12 protein-coding genes are annotated in these 14544 nt (G+C 72.5%); 4 read left to right on the forward strand and 8 right to left on the reverse strand.

Annotated features, from left to right (window positions below):
- From GTY56_RS16090 to GTY56_RS16100, 3 genes are all read left to right on the forward strand, one after another.
- Positions 1 to 951 (forward strand): alpha/beta hydrolase family protein (locus GTY56_RS16090; protein ID WP_237524878.1); only part of this gene is annotated, 951 nt, incomplete at its 5' end.
- 139 nt (positions 952 to 1090) lie between these two features.
- Positions 1091 to 2431 carry an amidase family protein gene (locus GTY56_RS16095; protein ID WP_161366070.1) on the forward strand — a complete coding sequence of 447 codons (1341 nt, stop codon included), beginning with the start codon at positions 1091 to 1093 and terminating at the stop codon, positions 2429 to 2431.
- Positions 2432 to 2640: 209 nt separating this feature from the next.
- Positions 2641 to 3054, forward strand: a complete 414-nt coding sequence (locus GTY56_RS16100) for a VOC family protein (RefSeq protein ID WP_161366071.1) — start codon at positions 2641 to 2643, stop codon at positions 3052 to 3054.
- 19 nt (positions 3055 to 3073) lie between these two features.
- Here the strand turns inward: GTY56_RS16100 and GTY56_RS16105 are convergent, their stop codons facing one another.
- The 8 genes from GTY56_RS16105 to GTY56_RS16135 all read right to left on the reverse strand — a co-directional run bounded on the left by GTY56_RS16105 (position 3074) and on the right by GTY56_RS16135 (position 13208).
- Entirely contained in the window at positions 3074 to 3556 is a 483-nt protein-coding gene (locus GTY56_RS16105) for a GNAT family N-acetyltransferase (protein WP_161366072.1), read from the reverse strand.
- Positions 3557 to 3612: 56 nt separating this feature from the next.
- A complete protein-coding gene (locus tag GTY56_RS39965) occupies positions 3613 to 3786 on the reverse strand; it encodes a hypothetical protein (RefSeq protein ID WP_102913158.1) in 174 nt (57 codons plus the stop codon).
- A 399-nt stretch (positions 3787 to 4185) separates the two neighbouring features.
- Positions 4186 to 5688: an SDR family NAD(P)-dependent oxidoreductase gene (locus GTY56_RS16110; RefSeq protein WP_161366073.1), complete on the reverse strand. Its 1503-nt coding sequence runs from the start codon at positions 5686 to 5688 to the stop codon at positions 4186 to 4188.
- Positions 5689 to 5792: 104 nt separating this feature from the next.
- A complete protein-coding gene (locus GTY56_RS16115) occupies positions 5793 to 7136 on the reverse strand; it encodes a wax ester/triacylglycerol synthase family O-acyltransferase (protein ID WP_161366074.1) in 1344 nt (447 codons plus the stop codon).
- Positions 7137 to 7280: 144 nt separating this feature from the next.
- The gene (locus GTY56_RS16120) at positions 7281 to 9899 is read right to left on the reverse strand and encodes a PA14 domain-containing protein (RefSeq protein WP_161366075.1); all 2619 of its coding nucleotides are present in this window, start codon (positions 9897 to 9899) and stop codon (positions 7281 to 7283) included.
- A 108-nt stretch (positions 9900 to 10007) separates the two neighbouring features.
- Positions 10008 to 11228, reverse strand: coding sequence for a glucose-1-phosphate adenylyltransferase (gene glgC / locus GTY56_RS16125; protein ID WP_161366076.1), 1221 nt, complete (start codon positions 11226 to 11228; stop codon positions 10008 to 10010).
- Positions 11229 to 11279: 51 nt separating this feature from the next.
- Positions 11280 to 12431: a glycogen synthase gene (gene glgA / locus GTY56_RS16130; RefSeq protein ID WP_161366077.1), complete on the reverse strand. Its 1152-nt coding sequence runs from the start codon at positions 12429 to 12431 to the stop codon at positions 11280 to 11282.
- Between the two features lie 39 nt (positions 12432 to 12470).
- Entirely contained in the window at positions 12471 to 13208 is a 738-nt protein-coding gene (locus GTY56_RS16135; protein ID WP_161366078.1) for a (2Fe-2S)-binding protein, read from the reverse strand.
- Between the two features lie 228 nt (positions 13209 to 13436).
- On the opposite strand from GTY56_RS16135, the gene GTY56_RS16140 reads away from it, so the two are divergent.
- The coding region (locus GTY56_RS16140) for a DMT family transporter (RefSeq protein WP_237524879.1) at positions 13437 to 14544 on the forward strand (1108 nt) is incomplete at its 3' end.

The raw sequence follows: 14544 nt of genomic DNA on the forward strand, positions 1-14544 counted from the left end.
GGCGCGCCCGCGCCCACCCCGGCGCCGGCCCGGACCACCGGCGAGAGCCCCCGCGCCACGCCCACGCAGGCGCCGGGCCCTGCTGACCCCGTCTCCCTCCCCGCGTTGATGCAACGCGAGCACACCGGCTCGGGACTGCGTCTCGGTGGCGTGCTCGACCGGAACTCCGCCTACACCCGCTACGCCGTCACCTACGAGGCGAACGGCCTGACCATCTCCGGGATCATGAACATCCCCGAGGGCGAGGGCCCCTTCCCGGCGCTGGTGCTGGCGCACGGATACATCGACCCGGACGTCTACTTCAGCGGCCAGGGCATGCCGCGCGAGCAGGACCGCCTGGCCCGCGCCGGCCACGTCGTCCTGCACACCGACTACCGCAACCACGCCGGCTCCGACAAGGACCCGGACAACGACGTCAGTCTGCGGCTCGGCTACACCGAGGACGTCATCGGCGCGGCCCTGGCCCTGCGGAACTCCGGGCGCCCCGAGATCGACGGCGAACGGATCGGCCTGTTCGGCCGGTCCATGGGCGGCGCAGTCGTGTACAACACCCTGGTCGTGGCGCCCGGCCTGTACGACGCGGCGGTCGCCCACGCGCCGGTGAGCGCCCGGCCGCAGGAGAACATCGACCATTTCCAGCGGTCCGACGGCGACCCCCTCGTGGCCGAGATCGAGGAGAAGCACGGCACGCCCGAGGAGGACCCGGCGTTCTGGCGCGGCGTCTCACCACTGACCTACGCCGACCGCGTCAGCGAACCCCTGCTGATCCAGCACGGCACCGCGGACGACACCTGCCCGCTCGCCTGGTCGCGGGAGGCCGCCGCCGCGTTCGGGGACGCCGGCAAGGACGTCGAACTCCGCACGGTTCCCGGCGAGGGCCACACGTTCGGGCCGCGGTGGGCGGCCGAGATGGACGTCACCGAGAGCTTCTTCGCGCGCCATCTGCGCTGAGCGGCCCCATCAGGACCAGGATCCGCGGCACTGCTCCGGCGCCGAACCGGCCCGGGGCCTCGACGCGCGCTCCGGACCGGGTGCAGAGTTCTCTGCGTACTCGTCAGTAAGTCCGTGCATTCCCCTTCGAGGAGCCGCTGTGACCACCTGGGCCGGCCGCACCGCCGCCGAGATATCCGCCGCCGTCCGCGAGAAGCGGGTCACGCCCCGCGAGGTGGTAGCCGAACACCTCGCCCGGATCGAGCGGCTCGACGGCCGTGTGGGTGCCTTCCGCGCGGTACGCACGGAGGCGGCCCTGGCCGAGGCCGACGAGGTGGCGGCCCGCGGCGACCTCGCCGAACTGCCGCTGGCCGGGGTGCCCGTGGCCGTCAAGGACAACCTCGCGGTGCGCGGCGAGTCCACCCGCGTCGGCTCGGCGGCGACACCGGACATCCCGGCCGCGCAGGACCATGTGACGGTGGCCCGGCTGCGGGCGGCGGGCGCGGTGGTGGTGGGGCTGACGCACGTGCCCGAACTGTGTGTCTTCGGCACGACGGACGGCGTCCTGGGGATCGCCCGCAACCCCTGGGACCCCTCGCGTTCCGCAGGCGGCTCGTCGGGGGGCAGCGCGGCCGCCGTCGCCGCCGGCATGGTGCCGGTCGCCCTCGGCAACGACGGCATGGGCTCCCTGCGCATCCCGGCCGCCAACTGCGGCCTGGTCACCATCAAGCCGGGCCGGGGTGTGGTGCCGACGGGCGAGGGCAGCACCTGGTTCGGCATGGCGGAGCACGGCCCGCTCGCCACGACCGTCGAGGACGCCCGTCTGATGCTCTCGGTCCTCGCCGGCACCGCACCCGCACCCCGTTCCGGACCCGGCACGCTCCGGGTCGCGGTGTCGCTGCGCAGCCCGCTGGCCGGCGTCACCGTCAGCCGCCCCTACGCGGCGGCCGCCCGGGACGCGGCCGGGCTGCTCATGCGGGCCGGGTATCAGGTCCGGCGCGCCGACCCGCCCTACCCGGTGTCCCTCGCCACGACCTCGCTGATCCACTGGACGGCGGGCACTGCCGCGGACGCCCAGCCCCTCGACTCCCGCCTGCTGACGCGGCGCACCCGCGTCCACGCGAGAATCGGCCGCCCCTTCGTCACCGCCGTGCGCTCCGGGGCGAGCCGGGACAAGCTCCGGGAACGACTGGAGCCGTTCTTCACCGAGTACGACGTGCTGCTCACCCCGGCGCTGGCCCGCCGCTCCCCCAAGGCCGGGCCCTGGCACGAGCGGGGCTGGCTGAGCAACCTGCTGGCCAACACGAACTACTCGCCCCTGACGCCCCCGTGGAACCTGACCGGCTGGCCCGCCCTGGCGGTCCCCTGCGGGACCCTCCCCTCCGGCGCCCCCTGCGCCGTGCAGCTGGTGGGGCGGCCCGGCTCGGAGTCCCAACTCCTCGACCTGGCCGGCCGGCTGGAGGAACGAAATCCGTGGCAGCGCACGGCGCCGATGGACTAGGGTCGGCCGGGTGACTGCCGGGTCGGCCGTAGGCCATGCACGAGTGAGGCGCCCGGCCTCGGCATGAGCGCGGCGGGGGTGACCCCGCCCGGACCCGTCCGAGAGCCGGAGAGGGCACGCGCCCCGCCTCTCGTCTCCGTGTCTTCATCCCCTGGCGCCTCAGCGGTGCTTCACCACGGACCTCATACGACCCGGAGACGAACCCGCTCATGTCCCTTTCCCAGCCTGCCGTGCCCACCACCGTCGCCCGCCTCGACCACACCGTCGTCCACGCCTCGGACCGCCGGTTGTCCGCCGAGTTCCTGGCAGCCGTCCTCGGTCTGGAGGTCGGCGCCCCCTTCGGCCCCTTCCTGCCCGTGGACCTGGGCAACGGCGTGACCCTCGACTACTACGAGAAGCGCGACGAGCCCATCCAGCCGCAGCACTACGCGTTCCTCGTGCCCGAGGAGCAGTTCGACGCCATGATCGCCCGACTGGGGGCGATCGGCGTCACCTACTACGCCGACCCGAGCCACACCGCGCCGGGCCGGGTCAACGACCTCTTCGGGGGGCGCGGCGCCTACTTCGACGACCCGGACGGCCACAACATGGAGATCATGACCCGCCCGTACGCCCGGCCCTGACGGCCGCTCCCGCGGTGCTCTACAGGGCCCGGTACATGATGTGCAGGCCCACCGGTCCGTGCCGGGGGTGGTCGAAGGCTTCCGGGACCGTGCCCAGGACCGTGAAGCCGAGGGACCTCCACAGGTGCACGGCGGGGTTGGTCTCGACGACGGCGTTGAAGACCATGCCCCGGTAACCGGCGGCCCGGGCCTCGCTCAGGAGGTGGCCGGCCAGGGCGCGTCCGTGGCCCCGGCCGCCCCGGTCCGGGTCGACCATGAAGCCGGCGTTGGCGATGCGGGCGGCCGGACCCCCGTAGTTGGGGGTGAGATAGGCGGAGGCGACGACGGCTCCGCTGTCGTCCTCGACGACGTAGACGCGTTTCGCCGGGTTCATCCACAGGACCCGGGCCTCCTCCTCGGAGGTACCCGGGTCCCATGCGTAGGTCTCGCCCGCGGCGACGATGCGATGCCAGAACGGCCAGATACGAGGCCAGTCGTCAGCCGTTGCTTCCCTGATCAGCATGGGTGCGAGTCTGGCACGCCCATGCTCTCGGCGAACGCGGTGGGGGCTGCCCGCCGTCAGTCGACGCTGGGCAGGATGTGGGGCTCCGCGAGGTCTTCCTCGTAGCCCGCGAGGCGGATCGGGGCCGAACGGGCCCACACGTCGAGGCTGCCGAGCTCGTCGACCCGTCGGCCGGCGCGCTCGCCGCGTTCCTTGGGGCGCTGATCGCGATTCGTCTTCTCCGGTGTCACCGCGCACTCCTTATGTGTCGGTCACCCTCGGGACGTACGCGCCGGTCCTCCTGCGCCTGACGCCCGCTCGGGCCTGAAATGTCACATGCAGTTCGGACGCGGTGGCGCCGGTCGACTCACGGGAGAGCAGGCCGTGGTGAACCGGCTGGTCCCATGACGGACCGTGGGTGTGGGTAGGACCCGTGCTGCTGTCCGTCCGGATCAGACTAACCAAATGAGCGGGGCCCCGCTCGATGGGGCTGAAAACAACCGGTAACGATCGCGCGTCAGGCGGCGTTCAACTCCGGTTTACGTACCGTTTTGTACGCCGACGGGCGTTTTGCAGATCACCCGAACGGCGTATGTCGACGACGGCGCTTTCCAGACGGTCCTTGACAGTCCGTCACGCGACAGGGGCGACTACCACTTCCCGGGCGCGTAGTCCTTCAGGAAGACGCCGTAGAGGTCCTCCCCCGCCTCACCCCGCACGATGGGGTCGTAGACGCGGGCCGCTCCGTCGACGAGGTCCAGCGGCGCGTGGAACCCGGCCTCGGCGAGCCGCAGCTTGTCGTAGTGCGGCCGCTCGTCCGTGATCCAGCCCGTGTCGACCGAGGTCATCAGAATGCCGTCGGTCTGGAACATCTCCTGGGCGCTGGTGCGGGTGACCATGTTCATCGCGGCCTTCGCGGCGTTGGTGTTCGGATGCCCGGCGCCCTTGTACCCGCGTCCGAAGACCCCTTCCATCGCGGACACGTTCACGACGTAGGCGCGTCCGCTCTCCGCCTTCTTCGCCGCCTCGGCCATGGCCGGCCGCAGCTTGCTGATCAGGATGAACGGCGCCGTGTAGTTGCACAGCTGGGTTTCCAGCAGTTCGACGGGCGAGATCTGCTCGATCGTCTGCACCCAGGTGTTGGAGTCGACCACGTCGGGCACCAGCCCGCCCGCGTCGATCGCCGTGCCGTCCAGGTGCCGTTCGACGCTGGCGTTGCCCGCCACCAGGGCGAGGTCGGCGACCTGCTGGGCGTCGAGCCCGCTGGTGCCGAGGGGCAGCGCGGCGATGCCGTCGACCGCCCCGGAGTTGAAGGCGCCGATGACGTGGTGGGCCGGGAGCTCCCCGGCGGGCAGCGGGGCGCCCTCGCCCTCGACCAGCGCGGCGTAGGCGGAGGGCAGGCGGCGCACCGTCTGCGTCGCGTTGTTCACGAGGATGTCGAGCGGGCCCGCCTCGGCGACCTGGTCGGCGAGGGCGACGGCCTGGGCCGGGTCGCGCAGGTCGATGCCGACGACCTCCAGGCGGTGCATCCAGTCCGCGGAGTCGTCCATCGCCTTGAAGCGGCGGATGGCGTCCTTGGGGAAGCGGGTGGTGATCGTGGTGTGCGCGCCGTCGCGCAGCAGCCTCAGCGCGATGTACATGCCGATCTTGGCCCGGCCGCCGGTGAGCAGCGCGCGCTTGCCGGTCAGGTCGGCGCGGACGTCGCGCTTCTCGCGGTTCACGCGCGCGCAGTCCGGACAGAGCTGGTGGTAGAAGTAGTCGACCTCCACGTACCGGGTCTTGCAGGTGTAGCAGGAGCGCGGGCGCTGGAGTATCCCCGCGATCCTGCCCTCCTCGGTGTTCGACGACGGCAGCAGGCCCTCGGTCTCGTCGTCGATGCGCTGGGCGGATCCGGTCGCCGTGGCTTCCGTGACCGCCTTGTCGTGGGCGGTCTTGGCGGCCCGGCGCTCCTGGCGGCGGCGCTGCTTGACCGTGCGGTAGATCCCGGCCGTGGCCCGGCGGACGGCGATGGCGTCCGGGTGGTCGACGTCCAGCTTGTCGAGCTCCTCCAGCACACCGAGGCAGACGGCCAGGCGTTCCGGGTCGATGCCGGGTCCGTACGAGAGCCCGCTCGCCTCGTCCATCGCCTGCGGGCCGTCCTCTGTCACCGTCATCGCCGCTGTCGTTCCCTGCTCTGCCGTCGCGGCGCGCCGGTCGCGCCCGCTTTCGAAGGGGGAATTCTACGGAGCGTCGGGCCGCACCGCCAAAGTCGCCTTGATCACGACCGGCAGGCCTTGATCAGCGTCGCCACCTCCTTGGAGACGGCCGCGGCGAACAGGTCCAGGTCCGGGACCGCCTCGGCGTCGGCGACGAGCCCGTAGTGGACGCTCCCCCGGTATGTCGAGACCGCGACGGCCAGGGAGTGGCCGGGGGCCAGCGGGGCGAAGGGGAAGACGGCGGTGAGCGGGTGGCCGCCGAGCTTCAGGCCCAGACTGGGCAGGGGCACGCTGGTCACCAGGAGGTCGAACCAGATCCGGGCCGCCTGGCCGACCAGAGGGCCGCCGAGCCGGTGGGCGAGGGCGGGCACGTGGTCGGCGAGCAGGGCGACGGCGCCCGCGCCCCGGTTGGGGCCGGCGTCCTTGTTGCGGTCCATGGCGTCCCGGACCGAGGCGAGGCGGGCCAGCGGGTCGGGGTCGTCCACCGGAAGCCGTATCAGGTACCCGGAGAGCCGGTTGCCCTGCGGGTACGCGGTCCGGGGCCGGCGCTTGGAGACGGGGATCAGGGCGCGGGGCGCGACGCCCTCGCTGCCGTCGCCGCGCTCGTCGAGCCAGCGGCGCAGCGCGCCCGCGACGACGGCGATGAGGACGTCGTTGACGGTGCCGCCGACGGTCTTGCGGATGCGGTGCACGTCGTCGAGGTCGAGCACGACCCCGGCGGTGCGGCGGGTGCCGCTCGGCTCGCAGGTGAGCGCGGGGGTGGACCGCACGTCGAGGGAGGAGCGGGCGACGGAGGCGCCGATGTCCAGGGCGCGGCTCATGTCCGACAGGGCGCCGCGCATCAGCCCGGGCAGGTCGCGCACGTCCGGCAGGACGCCGCGCGGGGCCTCGGCCGGGCGGGGCCGGGGGGCGGGCATGTCCATCGGGTCCATGACCCCCGCGGCGAGGGTCAGCGCCCGCAGTCCGTCGGCGAGGGCGTGGTGGAACTTGAACAGCACGGCGAAGCAGACGCCGTCCTCGCCCGGCAGCACATGGGCCTCCCAGGGCGGGCGGTCGCGCTCCAGGGGGCGCCCCATGAGCCGGCCCGCGACCGCCTGGAAGTCGGCGGTCGGGGCGTGCAGCCGCACGTGGTTCAGGGGGTCGAAGTCCGGGTCCGCCTCTCGGGCCGCGCCGCCGAAGGCGAACGGCCGGCGCAGGGCGGCGGGCAGCGGCTGCCACACGTCGCGGATACGCATCCGCAGTCCGGGGACTCCGGCGGACCGGGCCGCCAGCAGGTCCGCGGCGTGGGCGGCCGCGGCCGGCGAATGGGCCGAGAAGATCCCGAGCGCGCCGAGGTGCATCGGGTGTTCTGTGGACTCGAGGTTCCAGAACGCCAGGTCGAGAGGAGCGAGCAGGTCAGCAGTCAAGGGCTTGCCTCGCGTCGACGACGGGTGGGTCAGCAGTCAACCGCCCCCGCCCGATTACGGTCAAGTACGATCAGGCTACGCACAGTTAACACTCGATTAAGTCCCGCCCCGGTGACAGGGGCGGGACTCATGGTGCCTGTGCGGTCAGTCCAGCACAGGTCGCGCCGCCGGGCACCCGGTGGGAGTCACCCGGGAGGCGTCACGGATCAGCGCCTCGTGCGCGGCCTTCAGCCGGGCCGTGTCGGGTTTCAGCACCGCGCGGTCGTAGGTGAGGAAGCCGTTCAGCTCGCCCTCGACGTCGGCGATCTGGGTGTACACGGCCCCGTTGCTCCCGTTGCAGACCAGAGCCCGGACCTCGTCCAGCTTTTCCAGGTAGTCCTCGGTGTAGGTCGCCGGGTCGACGTCGACGTACGACTGCTGCACCGACCAGGCGTGGCCGGGCACCGCAAGGCCCAGGCCGCCGTACTCGCCGCTGACCAGGGCGCGCTCGCCGTCCGGGCGGGGCGGCAGGGCGGGGCTGGGGTAGCCGTGCTCGTCCATGAGGTCGCCGGTGCCGCCGTCGGCGCCGAGGTTCAGTCCGGACTGGCCGTTGACGAGGCGGGTGGGGTCCCAGGCCTTGGCCTGCTCGGCGACCCGGCCCACGTCGTACTGGCCCCAGCCCTCGTTGAAGGTCACCCACATGACGACCGACGGGCTGCTGACGTGCTCGTCGATCATCTCCTTCAGTTCGCGCTCATAGCGGGCGCGGGAGGCGGTGGACGGGTTCACCCCGGCCGTCATCGCGGGCATGTCCTGCCACACCAGCAGACCGAGCCGGTCGGCCCAGTGGAACCAGCGGTCCGGCTCGACCTTGATGTGCTTGCGGACCGAGTTGAAGCCGAGCCGCTTGTGCGCCTTCAGGTCGTACGCCAGGGCCTCGTCGGTGGGTGCCGTGTGGAGGCCGTCGGGCCAGAAGCCCTGGTCGAGCGTGGCCATCATGAAGACGGGCTCGCCGTTGAGGACCGTGCGCGGGACGCCGTTCACCTTCTCGACGGCGATGGAGCGCATGCCGAAGTAGCTGCCGACCCGGTCGGTGCCGACCTTGACCTTCAGGCCGTAGAGGAACGGGTCCTCCGGCGACCACAGGTGCGGGTCGCGGACGGTCAGCGTCAGCGGGCCGCCGGTGCGGCCTCGCGCCGTGGCCACCTCGCGCCGGCCGTCGTACGCCGTGGCCGTGACCGGTACGCCGTCCCGGACGCCCCGGACCTCGACGGTGACCTTCTCACCCGCCACGTCGGGGACGATCTTGAGGGAGTCGGCGTGGTCGCGGGCCACCGGCTCCATCCAGACCGACTGCCAGATGCCGGAGGACGGGGTGTACCAGATGCCGCTGGGATCCAGGCGCTGCTTGCCGAGCGGCGGGTTCTCGCCGGAGGCGGCGTCGGTCGGGTCGTAGACGCCGACGATGAGCTCCTGGGTGCGGCCGGGCTTGAGCGCGTCGGTGACGTCGGCGCTGAACTTGTCGTAGCCGCCCTCGTGCGTGGCGACCTCGGTGCCGTTGACGTACACCTCGGAGCGCCAGTCGACGGCGCCGAAGTTGAGCCTGAGCCGCTGGCCCGAGCCGATGTTCCAGTCCCGCGGGACGGTGAAGGTGCGGCGGTACCACATGCGGTCCTCGTGCCGCTCGATGCCGGAGAGCTGCGACTCCACCGGGTACGGGACGAGGATGCGCTCCTTCAGCGTCTTCCCGACGGGCGGCCGCTCGCCGGCCTCGGCGGCGGCGAACTGCCAGCGGCCGTTGAGGTTCTTCCAGGCGTCCCGGGTCAGCTGCGGGCGCGGGTACTCCGGGAGGGCGTTGTCCGGTCCGACCTCGTCGGCCCAGCGGGTGCGCAGCCGGTGGGTCGAGTGGTTCGGACCGCTGGTCCAGAACGCCTTGACAACGTTGCCTTCGGTGTCGGTGAGGCCGCCTGCGCCGTCGTAGCGGATGTCGGCCGTTCCCCGGGCCGTGCCCGCCCTGTTGCCCACGACCGGCTCGTCCAGGGCGACCAGGAGGGCGGTGGGGTCGGACGGGTCCGGGCGGGCCTCGCCCAGGGGCCAGGCGGCGCCGCCGATCACGGCGTCCAGGTGGTCGGTGAAGCCCGCCGGGGGTGCGGTGAGCTCCTGGGCGAAGTCGAGCTTGAGGGTGCGGCCGGTGGACTGCACCGTGGCCGCGAGGGCGCCGTCGTAGTCGAAGCCCTCGGGGAGGCGGAACGCCGACTGCGGGACGGGTGCCTTGGCGGCGCCTGGCGGGGTCCAGCGCAGGTGGAAGTTGGAGCCGCCGTAGTGCTCGAAGTACTCGACCTTGATGTCGTACGCCCGGCCGGCGGTGAGGTCGACGGGCTCGGCGGTCTGCTCGCGGTCCCAGTCGTCGACCCAGTGGTCGATGGCGAGCCTGCCGTCGATCCAGAGGCGGAAGCCGTTGTCGGCGCTGACCGAGAAGGTGTGCGGCCCGGTCCTCTCCGGGACGATCTTCCCGGTCCAGCGGACGCTGACGTCGTCGGACCGTCCGGTGGTGAAGTTCAGGCGCGGCTCCAGGTTGTCGAAGTCGAGGTCCTGATCGAAGGTCGTCGCCTTGAGGGTGTGGAAGTCGAAGGCTCCCGGGGCGGAGTGGGTGTAGTACTCGCCCTTGAGGCCGTGGATCTCGGCCGGGTCGTCCGCGAGGGCGGGGACCGCGCTCAGGCCCGTGAGGGCGAGGAGCGCGGCGAGCAGTAACGCGAGGCGGTTTCTGAGGCGTCGGGGACGCACGGGACCTCCATGCCAACGTTGTCATGTATACGCCAAAGGAAGACGAAGGCATGACAACACGGATCCCGGACTTCGTCCAGAGGCAGGACAAAGTCCCGGGGCCCCCGCTCAGGTGACCAACTGCCCCTTCCCCAGGGCGATCACCCCGCCCTTGGACACCGTGTACAGCTCCGTGTCCCGCTCGGGGTTGACGCCGATGGTCGCGCCCGGCGGCACCTCGACGTTCTTGTCGAGGACAGCTCCGCGCACCACCGCGCCCCGGCCGATGTGCACGTTGTCGTGCAGCACCGAACCCTGCACCACGGCGCCCGGGTCGACCACCACCCCGGGCGACAGCACCGACCGCGTGACCTGCCCGCGCACCAGGCAGCCCGCGCTGATGATGGACTCGCTGGCGATGCCGCCCGCGTTGAAACGGGCCGGCGAGAGCTGGTACGAGTGCGTGTAGATCGGCCAGCTGCGGTTGTACAGGTTGAAGGCGGGGCGCTCGGCGATGAGGTCCATGTGGGCCTCGTAGTAGGCGTCCAGCGTCCCGACGTCGCGCCAGTAGCCCTGGTCGCGAGTGGTCTCGCCGGGCACGTGGTTGGCGCTGAAGTCGTAGAGCGCGGCCTCGCCCCGGTCGGTGAGCTGGGGCAGGATCGACCCGCCCATGTCGTGCACGGAGGACTCGTCCTCCGCGTCCCGCTTGAGCGCCTCGATGAGGGCCTTGGTGGTGAAGATGTAGTTGCCCATCGAGGCGAAGACGCAGTCGGGGTCGTCCGCGAGGCCGGGCGGAGCCGACGGCTTCTCCAGGAAGCGCTCCACCGTCTGCCCGTCCGAGCCCGGGGTGATCACGCCGAAGGACGAGGACTCCGCGCGCGGCACCCGGATACCGGCCACCGTCACGCCCGCACCGCTCTCGATGTGCTGGGCCAGCATCTGGCGGGGGTCCATGCGGTAGACGTGGTCCGCACCGAAGACGGCGACGTATTCGGGCTGCTCGTCGTAGACGAGGTTCAGCGACTGCAGGATCGCGTCGGCGCTGCCCAGGTACCAGCGCGGGCCGAGGCGCTGCTGCGCGGGCACGGGCGTGACGTAGTTGCCCAGCAGGTTGGACATCCGCCAGGTGGTCGTGATGTGCCGGTCGAGCGAATGCGACTTGTACTGCGTCAGGACGCAGATGCGCAGGACATCGGCGTTGACGAGGTTGGACAGGACGAAGTCGACCAGGCGGTAGGTACCGCCGAAGGTCACCGCCGGTTTGGCACGGTCCGCGGTCAGGGGCATCAGCCGCTTGCCCTCGCCGCCCGCCAGCACGATCCCCAGGACCGAAGGACCACCACCACGCATGGCCGCTCCCCTCACGCCGATTTCCCGATGCCTGCCCCTGTGCAGTACCCGTTAAGCCTGTTTGACGATCTCCTCGTAGAGCCGGACCGTGCGGCGGGCCACCGCGTCCCAGCCGAACTCGCCGACCGCGCGCTCCCGCCCGGCCTCGCCCATCCGCCGGGCGGCCGCGGGGTCGCCCAGGACGGCGTCCATGGCCCGGGCGAGGCCCGCCTCGAAACCGTCGCCGGGCGGGACGAGCAGCCCGGTCGTGCCGTGGTCCACCACCTCGGGAATGCCGCCGACCGCCGAGGCCACCACGGGGGTGCCGCAGGCCATCGCCTCCAGGTTCACGATCCCGAGCGGCTCGTACACCGACGGGCAGACGAAGAGGGCCGCGTGCGTGAGGAGCTGGATCACCTCCGGGCGCGGCAGCATCTTGGGAATCCAGAACACCCCGTCGCGGACCGCGCTCAGCTCCCCGAACAGCTCGCGGAACTCCTGGTCGATCTCCGGCGTGTCCGGTGCGCCGGCGCACAGCACGACCTGTGCGGCCGGGTCGATGTCCCGCACCGCGCGCAGCAGGTGGGGCACGCCCTTCTGCCGGGTGATCCGGCCGACGAACAGCACGTAGGGGCGGGAGCGGTCCAGGCCGATCCGGTCCAGGGCGTCCGCGCCGGGGGCGGGCCGGTACAGGCTCGTGTCGATGCCGTTGTGCACGACGTGGACCTTCTCCGGGTCCAGCGCCGGGTAGCAGCCGAGGATGTCCTCGCGCATGGCTCCGGAGACGGCGATCACCGCGTCGGCGGCCTCGATCGCGGCGCGTTCCGCCCAGCTGGACAGTTCGTAGCCGCCGCCGAGCTGCTCGGCCTTCCAGGGGCGCAGAGGTTCCAGGGAATGCGCGGTCATCACGTGCGGGATGCCGTACAGGAGCTTGGCGAGGTGGCCGCCGAGGTTGGCGTACCAGGTGTGGGAGTGGACGAGTTCGCGGCCTTCGAGGGCGGTGGCCATGGCGAGGTCGACGGAGAAGGTGCGCAGCGCGTCGTTGGCGCCGTCGAGCGCGGACCAGGGCCGGTGGCGCAGCACGCCGTCGGCGCGGCCCTCCCCCCAGCAGTGCACGTCCAGGTCCACGAGCGGTCTGAGCTCGCGGGCGAGGAACTCCACATGGACGCCCGCACCGCCGTACACATCCGGCGGGTACTCCCGGGTCAGCAGTCCGACGCGCACCCGCAACTCCCTGCTCTCAGCGGTCGTTCCCTTTCATGGTCACCCAGAAGGCGCGTGTGGGGAAGAGCGGGGCGGCCGCGGGAAGCAGCAGTCGCCGCACACGCCCCCGCCGGGCACCCGGTAGTACAGGCAGCAGCTGCGGCGCCGGTATGCGGTGCCGGTGAGGGTCCCGGCGCCCGTGAGCAGGGGATGCGTCAGGAGTTCGGCGGCCAGGGACCGGGCCCGGGCGGCGACGTCCGTACGGCCGTGCCGCCCGGCCCAGCGGTCCAGCTCCCGGGCGGCACCGGCCAGGGCGGAGGCGGCGTTGCCGCGCAGCAGCCCCGGGGCGAGGCCGTGGTGGGCGCGCAGGGCCGCCGCCAGTGGCACGAGGTGCCCGTGCAGGACGACGTCCGCGAGGGACGGCGCGTCCCCCGGCACCTGCCGTACGTCCGTCAGCCACAGGTCGTCGGGGGCGCTGCCGTCGGCGTCCCAGTGCAGCAGCCGGGCGTCGAGGTCGGGGACGGAGCCGTAGAGCGCCGCGCAGCCGAGGGCGATCGACCAGAGCCGGGCCGCGAGTCCCTGGTGGGTCACGGACGCGGCGACCCGCAACTCCGGGGCGCGCAGGGCGGTCGCGACCTTCCGTACGCGAAAAATCAGGGGATTCACCGAAACATCCGGTGACGTGGCGGCGTAGGCCTGTGCGAGAGTGGGAAGGGACCCGGCCGATGCACGTTCCGTGCGCAGCACGAAGAAGCCGGCGAGCGGGCGGAGCGCGGCGAGGTCGGGGTCAAGGTCCACGAGGAGCAGTAGTACCAAGGCCCTTAGGGGATGTGACCCGGTGGCCCCCGACCGGACTCACCCACCCTGGGGATGACGGGGTTCTCCGCGTACTCCACCGGCAGTAGGACCCAATGAGTGCTCAGGGACGACGACGGGAAGACCTGGACACGGCAGGGTGTTGGTCATGAAAGCCCACCTTTCGCCGCGCCGGGCCGAGCGCCCCCGCCTGACGCAGAGGAGCAGCCGATGAGCGCCCTCGCGTTGTCCGTCCTGCTGTCCCTCGTCTCCGCGTTCGCCTACGCGGGCGGGGCGATCGTGCAGGAGCGGGTGGCGGAGTCGTCGCCGGGCGAGCAGTACGCGCCGCTGCGGCGGCCGGGCTGGTGGGCGGCGGTCGGGCTGAACGGCCTCGGCGGCGTGCTGCACGTGGTGGCGCTGGCCTACGGGCCGCTGAGCCTGGTCCAGCCGCTCGGCGCGCTGACCATCGTGGTGGCCCTGCCGATGGCGGCGCTGTTCGTCGGCCGCAGGGCCGGTGCCACGGCCTGGCGGGGCGCGATCATGGCGACGGTGGGACTCGCCGGTCTGCTGTCCCTGGTCGCCGCGTCCGACGCGCGGTCGCTGGACACGGCACAGCGGGTGGCCGTCGCCGTCGTCACCGCGGGCGTGGTCGTGGCGCTGATGGTCGCCGCCCGGGCGGCGCACCGGCACCCTGCCGTGCGCAGCATGCTGCTGGCGACCGCTTCCGGCATCGCGTTCGGCATGTCCTCGGTGTTCACCAAGACCGTCGCGGTCGACTGGACCGGCGGTGTGTCGGCGGCGGACGTGCCGTCCCTCGCCGTGATCGGCGTCCTGGCCACAGCAGGCATGCTGCTGTCCCAGGCCGCATACCGGGGCGCCGGCCTCGCGGCCCCGCTGGCGACGCTGACGGTCGTGAACCCGGTGGTGGCGGCCGCGGTCGGCATCACGATGTTCGGAGAAACCTTCCGTTACGGCACGACGGGCACGGTGCTCGCGCTGGGCTGCGGTGTGGTCGCGGCGGGCGGTCTGATCCTGCTCACGACGGAGCGGCTCACGCACGAGCACCCGGACGCGGTTGCGGCCGGGCCTGCCCGGGCGCCGAGCGGGGCGGGCGCGCACACCCTGCCGGCCGAAGGTCCGGCCCGGGTGCCGGAGCGGGTGGGCCGGGGCGGCCTGCCCGGGCAGGTGAGACCACCGGCGAGCACGGCCGGCCTTCCGGTCGGGGTCCCTGCCGGGGCGCAGGCCGGGCCGGGCACGGCGGACGTGCCGGCAGGGCAGCCGGTGGTGACGGCGGCGGTACTCGTGCCGGGGCCGGGCGCACCGGCCGCGGTGATCGTGC

The sequence above is a fragment of the Streptomyces sp. SID5643 genome (genome assembly GCF_009872555.1).
GTDB classification, from domain to species: domain Bacteria; phylum Actinomycetota; class Actinomycetes; order Streptomycetales; family Streptomycetaceae; genus Streptomyces; species Streptomyces iakyrus.

Excerpts from the sequence above, each read along its gene's own strand:
- GTY56_RS16110 (WP_161366073.1), bottom strand. The coding sequence starts at position 5,688 with ATGACGGTGACAGAGGACGGCCCGCAGGCGATGGACGAGGCGAGCGGG.
- glgC (WP_161366076.1), bottom strand. The coding sequence starts at position 11,228 with ATGCGTGGTGGTGGTCCTTCGGTCCTGGGGATCGTGCTGGCGGGCGGC.
- GTY56_RS16105 (WP_161366072.1), bottom strand. The coding sequence starts at position 3,556 with ATGCTGATCAGGGAAGCAACGGCTGACGACTGGCCTCGTATCTGGCCG.
- GTY56_RS16100 (WP_161366071.1), top strand. The coding sequence starts at position 2,641 with ATGTCCCTTTCCCAGCCTGCCGTGCCCACCACCGTCGCCCGCCTCGAC.